The sequence below is a fragment of the Bradyrhizobium sp. IC4060 genome, assembly GCF_020193715.1.
In the GTDB taxonomy this organism is placed as follows: Bacteria; Pseudomonadota; Alphaproteobacteria; order Rhizobiales; family Xanthobacteraceae; genus Bradyrhizobium; species Bradyrhizobium yuanmingense.
Genome location: NZ_JADYVJ010000003.1, coordinates 52,330 through 69,624, shown reverse-complemented (window position 1 = coordinate 69,624; position 17,295 = coordinate 52,330). Strand labels below are relative to the sequence as shown.

The window sequence follows — 17,295 nt, the reverse complement described above, 5'->3', positions numbered from 1 at the left end:
CCGAGCCCAGGCGCGTTTCCGGTCAAAGTAGCGATAGATCCCAGGCACCGACGCATGAAAATTGATAGCATCAGTCTTCCTGGGTCGATCCAAAACGACCAGCCGGGATGGCCGAAGGAAGCAGCTCTTGGCGCTCGCGGGCTGCACTCCTGTTGCTAACGGCAGGACGGAGATGACTTAGGTCGGAACGCCGGGGCTGCGGTCGTGCACCATGCTGGCGCGGAGCGTGTCGTCCCTGATCTTTCTCGCCGGAGATGGCCGCAGACCTCGAGGCTAGCACGGATCGAACTGGCATTGATGAAGCTGATCGCGCGCGAGTCATCACGACAGGCGCGCCCCACCTCACCTACCGGTAAGAGACGGACTGCGATACCCCAACTGAGTGATTTCGTGAACGTTGATGCTCCCGATGTTTGACGCTCCACGGCAGCCTGTCGTCAAAAGTGACTGAGTCCGGTGCACATAGCGAGCGCGCTCACGAAGGGGGCCTCGAGGACGGGCATTCTTGCAAAGTCGCGGTCGGTCATCATACCGATAGAAAAAGCGAGAACATGCGGCGCCTGCAAGACAATCAAGCGAAGATCCGCAGGATCTTCGAATGCAGCGGGCGCCACGGTGGTGCAGAACAAAGCTCAGCACCCAAGCATTGCCTTACCGAGGCATCTATAATCTAGAATGTTTCATCGCAATATTAGATGGTTGGCTTGGGCCGGCCTTATTGATCGGATGTCGCTTTGCAACGGGGCAGCATGCGATCAACAATGTCTCGCCAAATCTGTCGTGTGTTCTCGAGCGCATCAATTCATGTCCTTCGCTTTGAGCCGGGCGCTGCCAATTAAAGTCGCTGCAATCACGTAGCGCATGTTCGGGGAGCCTGATCAGAGACCATTTGGGCTAAGCGATGGACAGATAGACGTCGCAATAGAAGGGGATGCCAACAGACGATAGTAGATTGAAATACTCAACTATTGCGTTTGCGTGGTCTCGACCTCTAAAGATCCTCTAGTCGATCCTTGCTCGCCCGATCGCGAGTCCAAAACGTCCGATCGCGAATGGGCATCAGAACACCTTACTGAGGAGCAGCTGGCTTGCTGATGAATTCTGGAGCTCCGATGTGAGTGTACTCGTGTGGGATCATCTAGCCGCTGGAAACTGGCTGTCAGGACGGCGTCAATCGGCAACTACCGTGGTTGAAGCTCTTTTGAGCTGCGCCCGCGCGCAGAACATCACAGCACGTAGCCGAATCTTCTTCGGTGAGAGTCCTCTAGCATCAGCCGACGGTTTGTATCCATGCCTCAAATCTGTTGCCCGGCGCACATCCAGCGTGAGCTTGCGCGAAAGGGCGGGGCGGTCGCCGAGATTGACTTGTCCTCAAGGGCCCACCAAGTGGCTCCGAGGCCGCATTCGGGGCTGTGATGTCTTCGGTTAACTCCATGCTTCATCTTGGCCTAAATCTTCATGGCGCTGGTGGCCATTCCGCCGCGTGGCGCTGGCCGGGCACAAATCCAAGCGCCTTTTTCGATATCGAGCACTACGTCCGGGCTGCGAAGGTTGCGGAGCGTGGTCTGCTGGATGCTGTATTCCTCGCCGATACTCCTGCGATAAGTTTCGACATTACGCACCAGCCACCGCTGAATGGGCTCGAACCCACCCTAGTTCTTGCGGTGATTGCACGCGAAACGCAGCGGATTGGCCTGATCGCGACAGCGTCGACGACCTACAATGAACCATACAATCTCGCTCGGCGTTTCCAATCGCTCGATGTCATCAGCCGTGGCCGCGTTGCCTGGAACGCAGTCACGACGTCGAGCCCGGCGACGGTAGCGAACTTTGGCGGTCGAGAAGTCGGGCGAGCGGATCGCTACAGACGGGCCGAGGACTTCGTTGAAACGGTCCGTGCTCTCTGGCTGAGCTGGAGCGGCGAGGTGGTCATCGCCGATCAGGCTGCGGGAGTTTACGCAGATCAGAGTCAATTCCGCCTGCTCGATCCCGATACCAATAGTTTCGGCATCCGAGGCCCACTGACGCATCCCGCTTCGCCCCAAGGTCACCCAGTCATCGTTCAGGCGGGCGGTTCGGATCCCGGACTACGGCTTGGTGCCCGCAGTGCAGATGTCGTGTTTGCGGCCGCCGGGGACTTGACGACGGCTCTGCGGGAGGCAGAGCGCCTGCGTGCGCTCTCTCGGCAATTCGGCCGCCCTGCGGCTCCGCTCATCCTGCCGGGCCTTGTCACCTGTATCGGGGGCACCGAGGAAGAAGCGGCTCGTCGCAAAGAAAAGCTTGATGGGCTGCTCGATCTGGAGCGCGCCATTGGCGCCCTTGCAAGAAGCATGGGTGTGGCGGTCGAGAAGCTCAGCCTCGAAAGGCCAATCCCGGAGGAGATTCTGCCTGATGCAGATCATGTTCCGTTTTCTGTCGGTCACCATCGCACGATTGAAGCTCTGGCGCGTCAAGGTCGGACGGTTCGCGAGATCATCAGCAGCGTTCAAGCTTTTGGCCACCGCTTGCTTGTGGGTACACCCGAGCAGATCGCGGATTCGATTGAGGCATGGTTCCGCGCCGGCGCGGTCGATGGTTTCAACATTATTCCGGATGTTCTCACCGATGGCACTTCAGCGTTTGTCGACAATGTGGTTCCCATCCTGCGGAAGCGCGGGCTGTTTCGCAAAGAATATCTGGGACAGACATTGCGAGAGCATTTCGGCATTTCTACTCCGTTCGAGCCGGCACGAGCCACAGCTAGCTCACCGCTCTGACGCTTCCTCAACACCAAATCTCTGGAGCTCGGATATGCATTTATCGAATGCGCGGTCAGCGAGGCGCTTCACTGACAAGTTCAACCCTCGAGCAAGAACACTGGCGGCTACCCTTGTCATGCTCTTCGGCCTGTCCCAATTGGCGCCCAGCGTTCATGCGCAGGAAGGCTTAGCCGGCAGCGTAAAGCGAGGAGGCGTTATTCGCTATGGGCATTTTCAAGAGCCTGCCCGCCTGTTCGGAGGATGGGTCCAACAATGGTATCTGCAACGCCAGTACAGCGATAATCTGGTTGCGCGCAACGAGGACGGCAAGATTTTGCCATGGCTGGCCGAGTCTTGGACCATCTCCGACGACAAAAAGGTGTACACATTCGAGATAAAACCGAATGTAAAGTTTACCGACGGGACTGCCCTCGATGCGCAGGCCATCGCTGACAATATCAATGGTTGGCTCAGCAATGACCCCGATCTTCGCAATCCGACTGCCGCTCCTTATCTCGGCGACAGCTTCGAATCGGCAAGGGCAATTGCTCCTCTGAGGTTGCAGGTAAAATTGAAGGTGCCGTTCCAGCCCTTGCTGAACGTCTTCGCCCAATCCTCACAAGGCATTCTCTCGCCATCGGCACTCAAACGTGGACTTGCGGTCAATTGCGAGAATCCCGTCGGTTCAGGTCCATTCATTGTCGACAAGTGGCACCATGGGCGAGAAGTCATCTTCCGCCGCAATCCCGACTACAATTCGGCGCCGGCCACCGCCAGACATCAGGGGCCGGCTTACGTTGACGGGATCAGTTGGAAGTTTCTGCCCGATCAGACTGTCCGATACGGCTCGCTGATCGCGGGGGAGACCGATGCCATATACGATATTCCGGCTGTCGCATGGAAGGACACCAACTCCCGCTTTCCAGTATTACGGCACCTGACGGGGGGCACCCCCCTGCGCCTCGCATTGTATACGGCCCGGCCCCCATTTGACGACGTGCTCGTCCGCAAGGCCTTTGCCTATTCTACTGACCGAAAGGCCGCGGTCGACACATCCTTCCTCGGCTCTTTACCGTTCGAAGGCAACGGTGCGCTAAGTCAGAGCTCGCCGGAATACCTGCCTGAACTCGGGCAGTCCTATGGGTACGATATTCGCAAGGCCAATCAGTTGCTTGATCAGGCGGGTTGGACTGAGCGCAATCCTACGGGCGTTCGTGTCAAGAACGGTAGTCCGCTCATCGTGCGCATTTCCTATTCGTACGCTTTTCTGAAGCCGGATGGCGAGCAAGCCTTGCAAGTTGTCCAGCAGCAGGCGAGGGCGGCCGGTTTTGACGTACGTCTTCAACCCACCAATCCGGCTGACTTCTTCGCCGGGAAAAACCTCGGCCCCGATGATTATGAGGTCGTTCTCCTCTATTGGGTTGCCCCCGGCGCTGAGATATTCCGGATCTCGTGGAAGCCCGATCAGAATGGCGAGCCCAATCGCTTTAATCCCTCACGCTACCAGGATCTGATGCTTTGGGACATCATTCAAAAGGCGGAACAGAATTTCAATGGAGCTGAACGTACCGCCCTTTATCAGCAGGCGGAACGGAAGATCGTGGATGAGGCACCCGTTATTGGCCTTACTGTGCTGGACGTAACTTTGGCGACCAAGCCGACCCTGAAAGACGTCTGGCTGGACCGTGGGTCAGTTGGCGAACCTGTCTTCTATGATGCCCATTTTGACGACAAGAAATGATGCCATGAAGATAGCAACCCATCATCCCATTGTTTGGTTCACGCGCCGGATATTGTCCGGCGTAGTGGTGGTGTGGGCTGCCGCAACGTTTGCGTTCTTAATTCAGTGTGTGCTGCCTGGCGATCGCGCCCAGATCATCATTAATGTGACAAGTGGCAACGTCGGGCCGGCGTCCGCGGCAGAACTCGCGGCGATCAATGCGAAATACGGCTTTGATCAACCGCTCATGGTTCAATACGGAAAATACATGCTGGGAATCCTGCATGGAGATCTTGGTGAATCCTACCAGCAGCATCGCCCTGTCGCAGGGATCATCGCGGAGCAGATTGGGCCTACGATTATTCTGGCCATCGCCGCGTTGCTGTTCGCATGGATTATCGCCATCCTGACAACCTTGTTCATCGCCGGCAGAGACAACATATGGTCGAAGCTGCTCAACGACACGCAAGTCTTTTTGGCAACAGTGCCGCCTTACTGGCTGGCCACAATTTTGCTGGTTGTTTTTGCGGTAAAGCTGCGCATTCTTCCGGTCATCGGTGGAAATTCCCCGGTCGGGCTCATTCTCCCGACACTTGCGTTGGCTCTTGAACTGTCGGGCTTTTTCGGACAAGTCGTTCAGAACGAGTTCACGCGCGTGCTCGAGCAGCCCTTCGTCACGTCCGCGCGCGCCCGAGGCATGAGTGATTTTGGCGTCAGGCTTCGCCATGTCCTCCGCCACGCCGCATTGCCCGGGATTACTTTGTCAGGCTGGGCGCTCGGCAAACTTCTTTCGGGCGCGATTTTGATCGAGGTGGTTTTCGCCCGTCAAGGCCTAGGTGGAGTCCTCGTCGCTGCAACGTCCTCGAGAGACGTTCCGATTGTCTCGGGAGCTGTTTTGATCTCTGCGGGCGTATTCGTTGTTGCCAATTTGATCGTCGATCTGACTTACCGGCTGGTTGATCCGAGGATCAAGTTGACATGAGCATGTTGGCCGAAGTCACTATATCTCGTTCGCTCAAAGAAGTCCTGGCGATCACGCGCCATGTTCCCTTCCGGGTTGCCGTCTCTCTTATCATAATTGGCCTCTTTGCCTTCGCGGCTATGGCCCCAAAGGTACTGCAGACGCACGATCCGCTCGCTATTGACTTGAGATCGTCATTGCAGTCTCCGTCGATCATTCATTGGCTCGGAACTGATCAATTGGGGCGAGATCTTTACTCTCGAATAGTCGAGGGGACGGGCCAATCCCTCGCCATCGGACTTGGCGCAACGGCGCTGAGCATGTTCATTGCGATCGTTATCGGCGTCGCCGCAGCGCTTTCTGGTGGCATAGTCGATAGCATCCTCAGCCGGATTGTCGACGTGCTCTTTGCGATTCCCACGCTCTTGCTCGCCCTTGTGTTCGTGACCGTTTTTGGCCCGTCCGTATTGACTGAGGTCATAGCTGTCGGAATCGGCACAGCGCCAGGCTATGCGCGCATGATCAGGGGCCAGATGCTTGCCATCAAAGGGACAGGGTATGTGGAGGCCGCCAAGGTTCTGGGTCATCCATTTCCCCGTATTGTCTGGAGGCATATTCTTCCGAACGCCATGAACCCGCTGACGGCAATGATGACGATCGGCGTAGGCCAGGCGATTATATGGGCCTCGGGTCTTGCTTTTCTAGGCCTTGGCGTCGCTCCCCCGGCCCCTGAATGGGGCGCGCTGCTCAATGCCGGGCGCAACTATGTGATCTACGCCTGGTGGCTGGAGATCATACCCGGTTTGGCAGTGACGGCGTTTGCTCTCAGCGTCACCATCGTCGGGCGCCATCTACAGGACCGTCTGGAAGGAAAAACGTGAATGTCCCAGGCCCGCCCCCAGCCTCTCTTGCAGCAGGCAGACCTCCTCACGGTCGATTCGCTGCGTGTTTCTTTCGGGCGCGGCATCGCCCGGAAAGCCGCTGTGCGCAGTATATCCTTCTCCCTGCGGCCGGGACAATGTCTTGCGATCGTCGGTGAATCCGGCTCGGGCAAGAGCGTAAGTGCGCGGGCTCTCATAGGCCTCGCTGGTCGCCACGCCGATGTTCATGCACGCCAGCTGAGCTTCGAGGGGACGGACCTGATCGGCCTTAACGATCGTGCCTGGCGGCGCATCCGCGGCAACAAGATTGGCTTTGTATTACAGGATGCACTCGTCTCGCTTGATCCGCTTCGTCCGATCGGCAAAGAGGTTGGCGAAGGCTTACTCCTCCACGGTGCGGTATCATCCCGCGAGGAGCTCGCGCAGCGGGTCATTGCTCTCCTTAAGCTCGTCGGTGTCCCTGAGCCGGAGACGAAGGCCGAGCAGCTGCCGCATCAATTATCCGGCGGTCAGCGTCAACGAGCTCTCATCGCGGCGGCACTTGCACTCGATCCACGCATCCTTATCGCTGACGAGCCGACTACCGCTCTCGACGTGATGGCGCAAGCTCATGTGCTGGCACTCCTCCAGGAAACCAAAGCCAGGGGCAAGGCGCTGATCCTGATCAGTCACGATCTGGCAGTGGTCTCCCGCGTGGCCGACGAGATCCTCGTCATGCGAGGAGGCGAGGTCGTCGAACGCGGCCCCGCCGTCCAGATATTCAAAGATCCGCGACACCCCTATACTCGTCAGCTGCTGGACGCTGTGCCATCAGGCCGGCCGCGCGGCTCACGTCTCTCACCATCGACTATTCTGCGTTTGCCTGGCCGGCAAACACAGCCGCCCGTGCAATCGTTGCCGCCAGCTCGTTCCATCCTGCTCGAAGCGACAGGTCTGGTGAAGCGCTTTGAGGGCCCGGATGGCACCTCACGGGCGGCTGTGGACGGCGTCTCCTTCGAACTGCGATCCGGAGAGACTTTGGGCATCGTCGGTGAGTCCGGATCAGGAAAATCGACGATCGCGCGCATGGTCATGGCGCTCGACAAGCCTGACGATGGAGTCGTTCAGTTTGCAGGCCGGCCTTGGACCACGCTCGCGGAACGCGAACGGCGGGCTCGGCGGCGGGCGATATCGATCATCTACCAAGATCCTCTTAGCTCGTTTGATCCACGATGGACGGTCGGACGCATCATATCCGATAGTCTTTCGGGCGACGTCGAGAAACGGCAGCGGCAGGAGCGCGTTATTGAGCTGCTCGATATGGTCGGACTATCCGAGGCCTTGCTGGACCGACGGCCGCTCGATCTCTCGGGCGGCCAGCGCCAGCGCGTTGCGATAGCCCGCGCGATTGCACCAAATCCTGCCGTTATCGTCTGCGATGAACCCGTTTCGGCGCTCGATGTCTCAATCCAGGCGCAGGTCTTGGACCTGCTCGGCGATCTGAAGGACCGCCTCGGCGTAAGTTATCTCTTCATCTCGCATGATCTCAGTGTTGTTCGTCATATCAGCGACCGCGTCATAGTTATGCGCCGGGGGAGAATCGTCGATAGCGGCACCACTGAAGAGATTTTTCGTAATCCACAGTCTGATTATACCAAGAGCCTTATCGCGGCCATGCCGCGCCTTGCGCGTGTTGGACGCAGGGGTCGCAGGTTCGAATCCTGCCACTCCGACCAAGACTTTCAGATACTTAGCGTTTTGCACTTTTTTCAAGCCCAAGAAATAGCCCAAGATTGATATCAGACCACGGCTTTTTTCATGGGCCGCTTGGCTGTGATACCCCGTACCGCGTCCGCCAGATGGTCTGGATGGTGATGGCCGTATACCCGTTCCAACACCTCGAACGTCATGCCCAGATAGCCGGCCGCCGTCCATAGATCGACACCCTGGTGGATCAACCACGTCGCCGCCGTGTGGCGGAGCGTGTGGGGCGTTACATTTTCGACGGTGTGTCAATCGGCGTTCAAATTTGACCCCTCATCGGCGTCCAATTTTGACTGCGCGGCGGGCTTTGCTGGTAGCGCTCGTCTCGTCGGAGCTGGCCGGGATAGCGGAGGCGAGACGAGCGCGGGTGGCGTGATCGTCGTCTCGGCTTTTGAACCGCCAGCTATCGTTGCCGGTCTCGACGATGTCGCAGTGATGGGTCAATCGATCGAGCAGCGCGGTGGTCATTTTGGCGTCGCCGAACACGCTCGGCCATTCGCCGAAGGCGAGATTGGTGGTCACGATGACGGAGGCGCGCTCATAGAGCCGACTGACGAGGTGGAAGAGAAGCTGGCCACCGGACTGGGCGAAGGGCAAATAGCCGAGTTCATCCAGCACGATGAAGTCCATCCGGGTCAGATGCTCGGCGAGCCGTCCTTGCCGTCCGTTGCGGGTCTCGGTCTCGAGGCGATTGACGAGGTCGACGACGTTGAAGAAGCGGCCGCGGGCACCAGATCGGATGCAGCTTCTGGCGATGGCAATGGCCAGGTGGGTCTTGCCTGTGCCGGTGCCGCCAACCAGCACGACGTTGCGTTGTTGGGCGATGAAGCCGCCGCCAGCGAGATCATTGACCAGCGTTTGGTTGATCGGCGTGCCATCGAACTGGAAGTCGGCGATGTCCTTGGCAAGCGGCAGCTTGGCAATTGTGAGCTGGTATTTGATGGAGCGGGCCTGCTTCTCGTTGATCTCGGCGTTGAGCAGGTGGCCGACAATGCGCTGGGGTTCGTGCTGGCGCTTGACGGCAGTTGCCATGATCTCGCAGCCTTCATACCGTAGAGCTTGAGTTCGCCCATGAGGTCGAAGATTTGAGTTCGTTCCATCAGATGGTCCTCCGGAGGTTGTCGTAGCGGGCACAATCGGCGATCGGTGCATGACGGAGCGTCAGTGCGGCCGGCGTCATGATGTTGGCCGGTGGGGCGGGTTCACGTTGACGGGCCAGGATGTTGAGCACGACATCGGCGGAATGGACGCCATGACCGAGCGCTTCGGCACAGGCCGCTTCCACCGCGGACAGACCGTCAGTCAGCACCGCGTTGAGGATGTCGACCATCTGCCGATTGCCATCGTCGGTGTTGGCAAGCTTGCGCCGAATCCGCTCGATCGCGGCTGGCAGCACCCAGTCTTTGAAGGGAGCACCGTTGCGCAGGGCGCCGGGTTTGCGGGCGAGCACCGGCACATAATGCCAGGGGTCGTAGACGGTATCGCCGCGGACAAAGGATCGCGGGTGCTCGGCAACGATACGTCCATCCTGACGGATCACGATGCGATCGGCATAGGCTTGAACTTCGACCGGCCGTCCGACTGCGCTGGCTGCGACCGAGTACTTGTTGTTGTCGAAGCGCACCAGGCAGGTCTTCGAGACCGACGCCGTTACCGCATGGAAGCCGTCGAAGCGCCCGGCATAGGGAATGAGTTTGGGACGTTCGGCTTCGAACACCTCCCAGATCGTCTGATCGACCAGCTCCGGGTGGCGATGCGCCTTCGCGTAGGCGATGCATTTGTCGAGCAGCGAGGCGTTTAACTCGTCGAGATTCTTGAACCGCAGCCGCGGGGTGAAGAAGCGCTCCCGGACCAGCCCTACCTGGTTCTCGACCTGCCCCTTCTCCCAGCCCGACGCTGGCGTGCAGGCGACCGGATCGACCAGATAGTGGCTGCACATCTGCAGGAAGCGGCGATTGTAGAGACGCCCTTTACCGACGAAGATCGTCTCAACGGCGGTCTTCATGTTGTCGTAGATGCCGCGGGTGCAGGTGCCTTTGAACAGGGCGAACGCCCGGTCGTGGGCGTCGAACACCATCTCCTGCGTCTCCCGCGGATAGGCCCGCACGAACAGCATGCGGCTGTGACAGAGCCGGACATGGGCGACCTTCACCATCACCGTGGTGCCGCTCAGCAAGACCACCTCGTGGCTCCAGTCGAACTGGTAGGCTTCGCCGGGGGCAAAGCTCAACGGGACATAAGCGGCCGCGGTCGATTGCCCGCGTTCTTTGCTCCACCGCCTGGCGTAACGCCGCACGGCATCGTAACCGCCGTCGTAGCTGCCCCCGCGCAGCTCTTCGAAGATCCGGATCAGCGTCAGCTGTTCACGAGCCGGTTTGGTCGCGTTCGCCGCCAGCGCCTATCGAGCTCCGATGCCCACCGCCCCAGCTTTGGTCGTGGCTGCACCTGCCGCTCGTACTCGAAGGACGTCTCTCCGGACCTCAGCACCTTGCGGACCGTGTTCCGCGACACCTTCAGGTCGCGGGCGATCTCCTTGATCGTCTTGCCCTTGATGAAGTGCTCGCGCCGAATCCGCGCAATCGTCTCCACGACCAGCATCCCCGACCACCTGCTTCATTCCAAAGCAGGCAGCGCAACAGACCAATCTACAGGGGGGCAATTTTGGACGCCGATCCCCCGGCTTAGGGGGTCAATATTGCAGGCCGAATGACACTATGGGTGGTTCGGGGCGCGGTGCGAGACAGACTAGCGGACGCAACTTCTTTGACGGCGTACCTGGCTTGATGAAGAGCATCCCAGGTCAAGCGCTCCCCTCGTTCAATTCCGACAGCATCATCAGGCGCGACAAAATTCCGTCCTTCAGCGGAGGTGCTGACGATATCAGCCGGTCCGCCTTCGCCGGCACCGCCCCGCTGGCAAGTATGACAAAATCGTCGCCGCCGCCAGGACGAACGGTATTCCATCCGCGTTGCTGGCCGGCATCATCGCACATGAAACGGGTAACGGCGTCGTGCTTTCGGGCAACAACCCAGGTGGCATCATGGACCCGGCAACCGGCATGGCTCGCAAGATGCGGTTTGCCGATCTCGACGCGGGGATCAGCAAGACTGGTCAGTCGTGGCGAAGAACTACCGACGAGCCGGTGCCGATCTCGACAAGATGGGTAGCACTTATGCTCCACCCGGCGCCGCGAATGATCCAAGTGGATTGAACGGCGGTTGGGCTGCGGGCGTCCGTAAGCAGATGAATGCACTTGGTGCTGGCGCTGGATTTGCGGGTACGGGCGACGCTGTCGCCTGGGCTGAGAAGTACAAGGGCATGAACGAGTACACCGACAACCGAGTGTTGGCGGCGGCTCTTGGCGGTGATGTTCGCGGCAGAAGCAACGCCTGGTGCGCTCGCTTCGTCAACAAGGCGATCGAGGCCGCCGGAGGCAAGGGTACCGGTAGCGCAGTTGCGAATTCGTTTCAGCGCTATGGGAGTGCCATTGATCCGGCGAAAGTCATGCGGAGTGACGTTCTGCTTCAAACTGGCGGCAAAGGCTACATGCAAACCGGAGGTCACGTTGGCCTAGCGACGGGTGAGACGCGCATGCACAATGGTCGTCTCCAAGTAAAGATGCTTGCCGGCAACGATAACGACTCGGTGCGGGAGCACTGGATCGATGCTGATCATAATCTCATGGTTCGACGCGGCAGCGCAGGTTCTGGCGTCAACGTGCCTCAGGGCGTCACCTCCCAAGTGCCGCCTGCGAGCGTGATCCAGAACGTTCCCACTCCTTCATCGCCTGGTATTGGTGTCGGTGCGGGAGACGTTCGGTCGATGGGACCGGTAGCTATTCATATCAACGGCAGCGGTCATGATCCCGAAGCGCTAGCCACCCTGGTGCAACGCCGGATCGATGAGTCGATGAACTGGCGAACCCACGATACCGCCTCGGAATACACATGAGGATAGAGGCGCGACGCTGCTACTTAGGTCGCGCCTCTTATCTTTTGCCCAACTCGGACGCGACTTTTGCCGGAGGGTGAATGCTGCCGGAAAGGATTGAACTGAGACGGCAATCTGCTTTGCCTGCTCTATTGAAGTTTTTGATCCGACGAACTGTTTTGTGTGGCACTCTTGAGTGGGCGCGCCTTGGGGCGGAAAGTTACGCATTAGGCGCCGGTTCGTCGCGTCCGAACCCCCGTAGAATCACGGATGGGGCATTTCTCCATTCGAGCAAATGCGGACCTAGCGCGGGCACTATGTGGTGCCAGCTACGCGCCACACACAAGCGCGATCCTTGGTGGACAGCATGAGTGATTTTTTTGCCCATAAGCTTAGGAAACCACGTAAGTTGTTATTTGCAGCGGCACACGCAGCTATTAGAACCGCTTAGAAGATGGCCCGATCGAAGCGGTTCTTGAAATGTTCTGTTATTGGTGGCCAGCCTAAGCTCACCGAGCGCGGAAGACTATTCTTCAAGAATCGATGAGCTGAAGGCTGCAGGGGCGATCGGACCGGGGGCGGTTCCTCTCTATCCGGAATAAGTTCGGGGGCGTTATTCTTGATCTCGACTGCAAGATTGTTTTGGTCACCGCTGATCAGAGCGCCCATTCTCGTCGGCGTCTTTGTTGCCTTCTACGCGATGTCAGCTCATGTGCCGCTCATCGTGGAGCATGCAAATTCTAGTTTGGTTCGCGAGATTTTCCAGGAAGTCGCTCGAAGCAACATCGATAACGTAAGCCGGCCCGAGTTTGCCTACGCGCTCGCCTCGGAGATTGTGCGCTGTGCTGTCGCCATTGCCTTCGCACTACTTCTGGGCGATGTATTTCCCGTCCGGTTCCTCCTGTGGCGCGCCCGTCGCAAGGTGGAGAAGCTGAAGGACCAGAAGGAATTCGAGGCTAACTACGACGCGCTGAACCAGTCGCTTGCGATCGATCCGCTCGTCGGCACTGCCTGGTTCGCCTATTCAAAGACCCACGTCAGCGAGAAAGTGAATGGTCGGGTCATTCGATTCGCGACGGTCCGTCCCCAGAACTTCTTCAATTCCGGCCTGGCGCGCGAGCACATGTTCAGTCTGCGCCTCATGCCAAGCATTCCAGGCTACTTCGTCGGGCTCGGTCTGCTCCTCACTTTCGTCGGTTTGGTAATCGCTCTCTCGAAGGCTTCCCACGGCACAGGCGCCTCCGCAAACGACATGACGCAGTCCTTGCGCGAGCTTCTGAACGCAGCGACCTTCAAGTTCTCTACGTCCATTGCAGGGCTTTTCTCATCCATCGTACTGAGCATTTTCTTTCGGTCATACGGCATCCTCATTGACATGGGGTTTGAGCGGTTCTGTCGGGTGCTGGAGGCGCGCACATCCGCCGTTTCGGCCCAGGCGCTGGCGATCAAAAACTTGGATCTCGGCCAGCAGCAGCTGCTCCAGCTTCGCGAGATGAATACGGATCAGTACTTCCAGAAGTTGGGTGCGGCGATCGCTCCAACGATCGGAACGGCGGTCGCTGAAGCCGTCGAGCCACTCTCGCGAACGCTCGAGGCAACGGCCACTCAGATGGAGAACGCGAGCAAGACAGGCACTGAAGGGCTGTTGGAGCAATTCAGCGAAGTGGTTCAGGGCAGTGCGGGGCGGGAGTTGCGCGAGATATCGACAGTCCTCGCCAACAGTGGCGAAGTTATTCGAGCCATGCAGGAGAAGCTGGCTTCGACAGGAGACGCGTTCGCGGCAAAGATCGAAAGCGCGACCGACAACTTCGCGCGTCTGGTCTCAGACGCTACCGAGAAGCTTTCACAATCTAGCGCCGGTGGAAAGGAGGCGGTCGAACACGCGGTCCAGACCCTCACGTCGGCTGCTCAGGAAGCCCGGCATCTAGTTCAGGCCAGTACAGAAGCTGCGTCGAGAAGTGCCACAGGAATCATGGAGGAAGGTCTGCGGGACGTGCTGGCGAAGGTCGGCAATCAGATGGATGGCTTCACGCAGGCCATGTCGGGGCTCCAGGAGGTGATGACGCGCGAGTCCGCGGAGGCTGCCGCCCGATCTCGTGAGGTGATCGAGAAGCTGGCGAACGCGACGGCGAAGGCTTCGGAGGAGGGCGCTGGGGCCATTCGCTCGGGCATCGGCGAGATGCTCGACGGGGTTCGAGCCGAAGTTGCTCGCGCGGCAGAGGGCTTCCGTACGGCCGAAGAGGCAATGCGCCAGCGATCGCAGGAACAGATGGACGTGCTCCAGGCGCACTTGCGCAAGGTCACCGAGATGGCGGCGTCGGAGGCGAACGCCTCCGTGGATCGCTCGCGCGCGGCCCTCGATGGCGTTGTGGAGGCGGCTTCCAAAGCCGCCTCGCAGACGGCCGAGGCGCTGCGCACGGGGCTTGGAGAAGTCCTCTCGACCATGCGCTCTGACGTGGAGCGACTGTCCACCACGTTTAAGGAAGCGGAAGCCGCCATGGGCCGCCAGGCGGAAAGCGTCCGCCAGAGCACTGAACGCTCGGAGAGCGTCGCCCTCTCGTTTGGAAAGGCCGCGGAGGCGGTTGGGGCGGCGACCCAGCCGCTTGTGCATGCCTCGTCGCAGATCGCAACATCAGCCCAAGAGATGTCGCAGTCGCTACGCGCCTCCGTCGTCGAGCTGCACGAAAGTCAAGGCGCCGCGCGGCAGCTCGCAGAAACGCTCATCGTTCAACACCAGGCCCTCCAGAAGCTCTGGAGCGAGTATTCCACCAAATTCGAACGCGTCGACGCGTCTTTGGCAGCAGCGGTCGCTGCGATCATCGAGGAGTCGAACAGGTACCAGGAGTCCATCAAGGACTTCGTCGGTCAGATCGACACCAACTGTGGGCGGGCTATAACCGGTCTGTCGGGAGCAGCGGCGGCGCTGGAGGCAAACACCACAGACATCGCGGAGGCCTTACAGGACTTTCTGGGTAGGATCACGCAGCGAGTGGCCGCGGAGTAATCCTCGATGAGCGAGATCGAACTGAGTGCGGAATCGAGCCACGAAACGGAGGACGAGAACTACTTCATCTCCATGACCGATATGATGGTCGGCATGCTGTTCTTGTTCATCATCATGCTGATGATGTTCGCGCTCAATTTCAGGAAGGGTGACGAGGACGCGGAACGCATCCGTAATTGCCTCCAGGCAGTCGTCAAAGAAAACGCCGCACTTAGTGCCGACGTCAACACGAAGATCGCGTCGGTCCAGCAGACGATCCGCGGGCCGATTGAGGCCTTGCAGATCGCGGCCGACCAGCGCCAGAAACTGCTCACTGACATTAAATCGCAGCTCGAGGCGCAAGGCATCCAGCAAGTCGAGATTGACGAGCAAAATGGTGTAGTTCGGTTGTCTGAGCGGGCCATCCGATTCGATCCGAATAAGTCCGATCTGGACTCTGCCGCGCGGGAAAACGTTGCGCGGATAGCGCGCGTACTCGAGCCGATTATCCAGCGCTACTCAGCCTGCCAAAACGGTGCGACAGACCATTGTTCCGGCCATCGCGGCGCGGTTCTTGAGACGGTCTTCCTGGAAGGTCATACCGACTCCACGGGAGTGGCCGACCCTGTCCAGCGCGATCGTAATAATTGGCAACTCTCGACGGAACGTGCGACCAACACGTATCGCGAAATCCTCGCCGATCAACCCGAGCTTCGGCAGTTCCGGAACCGCCGCGGCGAGCAGATTCTTTCCGTCGCTGGGTACTCGTCCACGCGTCCGATCACAGCAGTAGACGGCAGGGACTCCTGGGCCAGAAACCGGCGCATCGATCTCCGGTTCGTGATGGACGCCGAGACTAAATACGGCATCGACGACATTCGCGCGATCAAAACGCTCAATGACGAAATTCGGCAGCAGATCGAGCGCATGGCGCGGCTCAACCAGGAAGGGACGTCTCGATGCCGCTGAAGGCCGCCTTGGAGGACCTGCGGGCGTTTCGCAGTTTTCGATTCGATGCTCCTAGGCAGCTCGCCACCGAGGCCGCGGCAAACGCCATTCGCCCGCCGACCGAATCAGTGGAAACTCGATCTCCGCCGGATCTCGATGAGATCGCGGACCGGGTCAGACGTGCGCTCGGCGCGGGATTGCCCCCGAATTCGTCGGACTTGCTCCGCGCACCGTGGTGTGTCTGGGACGGCGTGCGTCCGTTCGCGGACGAACCGGGACTACTCGATCGATATCTGCGCCTCGTGGAAGCGCTCTCGCGCAAGTCGCATTTCCGCAGGCTCGCCGCCGCCTATGCCGTACGGTTCCCTGAGGATTCAAAGGCGCTCCAGGCCGTGGCCGAATGTCTTGCCCGGCTCGCGCCCAAGTTCGCCGGCGCCTGGTCTGCTGCACACCAATCGTTGCGCATCTTCGATGTCGCCGAGGCCCCGGGTCGCATAGCCTCAGCCGCTATCATCCGATTTCTTTCGCCATCCGAACTCCTGTCCAATGAAGGCATCGGAAACCTGGCGGCGGAGTCTGGCTTGGCCGAAGCGGCATTTGCGGCGGGACTTCGCCAGATCGCAGCCACCGAAATGCAACCAGCCCATCGGCTGGAGGCCGTGTCGTTCTGGTGCGGCAAGAAAAAGGGCGTCGCGCCGTTCGAGAGGCATCGTGGACTGGTGGCCGACTCTCTCATCCTGCCTCACGCGGGCAATATGCCGGAAAAACCAGTCCGCGACCGCATGCTCGCGTTCCTCCTTGGAAAATTTGGCGATCCAAGGACGCGCCAGGCGAAGTGGTCGCCGATGAATTGCACCGATGTAGTCAAGCGCTGGCTCATCGAGCAGTCTCTGCGGCAGTTCCTCGACGTCGTCGACGAGATCGCATTGGAACGGCACTGGAAATACCGCAGGGCCTTCTGGACCGCCGTCTACGAGAGGAACCTGATCTCCGACGCGTGCGTGATCTTCGACAGGGTTGGCGAGGCGCGTGCCCGTCGGATGTTCGATGGCGAAACTCCTTATTCGACGTGGAGCAGAGGTGGCAGCAAGCCGATCGAGCGGGGCCACTCATGCCTGCTCCTGCGCATAGGCAACGGGCTGGTCGCCGAGTGGAGCCACAACGGCCGATGCAATATCTGGCACGACGCCCAGGATCCGAGCGCGCCGACACTCCACGCCGTAAGCTACATGTCCAGTGACGTGATGGTCCCGAATTCCGATCGCCGCTGGAGCAGGCGCGCATACAACCACGTGCCGCCGGGCGGCTATAGCTGGCAGAGCAAGGTGGCTGACGAAATCTTCGCCCTGACAAACACGCGGATCATGCAGAGCGAATACATGGTGAGATAG

The 17,295-nt window shown here is 59.5% G+C and carries 9 protein-coding genes and 3 pseudogenes; 9 read left to right on the top strand and 3 right to left on the bottom strand.

All coding sequences use genetic code 11. The annotated features are described in order from the left end of the window. Window positions 1-1,415: 1,415 nt before the first annotated feature. The 5 genes from I6F16_RS12170 to I6F16_RS12150 all read left to right on the top strand — a co-directional run bounded on the left by I6F16_RS12170 (window position 1,416) and on the right by I6F16_RS12150 (window position 8,076). Window positions 1,416-2,756: an NtaA/DmoA family FMN-dependent monooxygenase gene (locus I6F16_RS12170; protein ID WP_225173758.1), complete on the top strand. Its 1,341-nt coding sequence runs from the start codon at window positions 1,416-1,418 to the stop codon at window positions 2,754-2,756. A gap of 118 nt (window positions 2,757-2,874) precedes the next feature. After that, on the top strand, window positions 2,875-4,479 hold the full coding sequence (locus tag I6F16_RS12165) for an ABC transporter substrate-binding protein (RefSeq protein ID WP_225173757.1): 1,605 nt from the start codon (window positions 2,875-2,877) through the stop codon (window positions 4,477-4,479). A gap of 4 nt (window positions 4,480-4,483) precedes the next feature. After that, entirely contained in the window at window positions 4,484-5,440 is a 957-nt protein-coding gene (locus I6F16_RS12160) for an ABC transporter permease (protein WP_225173756.1), read from the top strand. Then, entirely contained in the window at window positions 5,437-6,300 is an 864-nt protein-coding gene (locus tag I6F16_RS12155; RefSeq protein ID WP_036014795.1) for an ABC transporter permease, read from the top strand. Before I6F16_RS12160 ends, I6F16_RS12155 begins: the two co-directional genes overlap by 4 nt. Next, the gene (locus tag I6F16_RS12150; protein WP_225173755.1) at window positions 6,301-8,076 is read left to right on the top strand and encodes an ABC transporter ATP-binding protein; all 1,776 of its coding nucleotides are present in this window, start codon (window positions 6,301-6,303) and stop codon (window positions 8,074-8,076) included. A gap of 2 nt (window positions 8,077-8,078) precedes the next feature. Here I6F16_RS12150 and I6F16_RS12145 read toward each other — a convergent pair. From I6F16_RS12145 to istA, 3 pseudogenes are all read right to left on the bottom strand, one after another. Further along, window positions 8,079-8,276 (bottom strand): annotated as a pseudogene (locus tag I6F16_RS12145) (site-specific integrase); the annotation flags it as partial. A gap of 151 nt (window positions 8,277-8,427) precedes the next feature. Beyond that, window positions 8,428-9,143: pseudogene (istB, locus tag I6F16_RS12140) on the bottom strand (IS21-like element helper ATPase IstB); the annotation flags it as partial. Continuing rightward, window positions 9,143-10,641 (bottom strand): annotated as a pseudogene (istA, locus tag I6F16_RS12135) (IS21 family transposase). The pseudogenes istB and istA, both read right to left, overlap by 1 nt. Before the next feature lie 519 nt (window positions 10,642-11,160). Between istA and I6F16_RS12130 the strand changes: the two are divergent. The 4 genes from I6F16_RS12130 (at window position 11,161) to I6F16_RS12115 (ending at window position 17,295) form a co-directional block, all read left to right on the top strand. Beyond that, a complete protein-coding gene (locus I6F16_RS12130) occupies window positions 11,161-11,994 on the top strand; it encodes a hypothetical protein (RefSeq protein ID WP_225173754.1) in 834 nt (277 codons plus the stop codon). A 598-nt stretch (window positions 11,995-12,592) separates the two neighbouring features. Next, window positions 12,593-14,977, top strand: a complete 2,385-nt coding sequence (gene zorA, locus I6F16_RS12125; protein ID WP_225173753.1) for an anti-phage ZorAB system protein ZorA — start codon at window positions 12,593-12,595, stop codon at window positions 14,975-14,977. 6 nt (window positions 14,978-14,983) lie between these two features. After that, window positions 14,984-15,925 carry an OmpA family protein gene (locus tag I6F16_RS12120; RefSeq protein WP_225173752.1) on the top strand — a complete coding sequence of 314 codons (942 nt, stop codon included), beginning with the start codon at window positions 14,984-14,986 and terminating at the stop codon, window positions 15,923-15,925. Continuing rightward, window positions 15,916-17,295 carry an EH signature domain-containing protein gene (locus I6F16_RS12115; RefSeq protein ID WP_225173751.1) on the top strand — a complete coding sequence of 460 codons (1,380 nt, stop codon included), beginning with the start codon at window positions 15,916-15,918 and terminating at the stop codon, window positions 17,293-17,295. The genes I6F16_RS12120 and I6F16_RS12115 overlap by 10 nt, the downstream gene beginning before the upstream one ends.

Bases quoted from the DNA above. Each gene is read 5' to 3' on its own strand.
- I6F16_RS12170 (WP_225173758.1), top strand. From the start codon at position 1,416: ATGTCTTCGGTTAACTCCATGCTTCATCTTGGCCTAAATCTTCATGGC.
- I6F16_RS12165 (WP_225173757.1), top strand. From the start codon at position 2,875: ATGCTCTTCGGCCTGTCCCAATTGGCGCCCAGCGTTCATGCGCAGGAA.
- I6F16_RS12160 (WP_225173756.1), top strand. From the start codon at position 4,484: ATGAAGATAGCAACCCATCATCCCATTGTTTGGTTCACGCGCCGGATA.
- I6F16_RS12155 (WP_036014795.1), top strand. From the start codon at position 5,437: ATGAGCATGTTGGCCGAAGTCACTATATCTCGTTCGCTCAAAGAAGTC.
- I6F16_RS12150 (WP_225173755.1), top strand. From the start codon at position 6,301: ATGTCCCAGGCCCGCCCCCAGCCTCTCTTGCAGCAGGCAGACCTCCTC.
- I6F16_RS12120 (WP_225173752.1), top strand. From the start codon at position 14,984: ATGAGCGAGATCGAACTGAGTGCGGAATCGAGCCACGAAACGGAGGAC.
- I6F16_RS12115 (WP_225173751.1), top strand. From the start codon at position 15,916: ATGCCGCTGAAGGCCGCCTTGGAGGACCTGCGGGCGTTTCGCAGTTTT.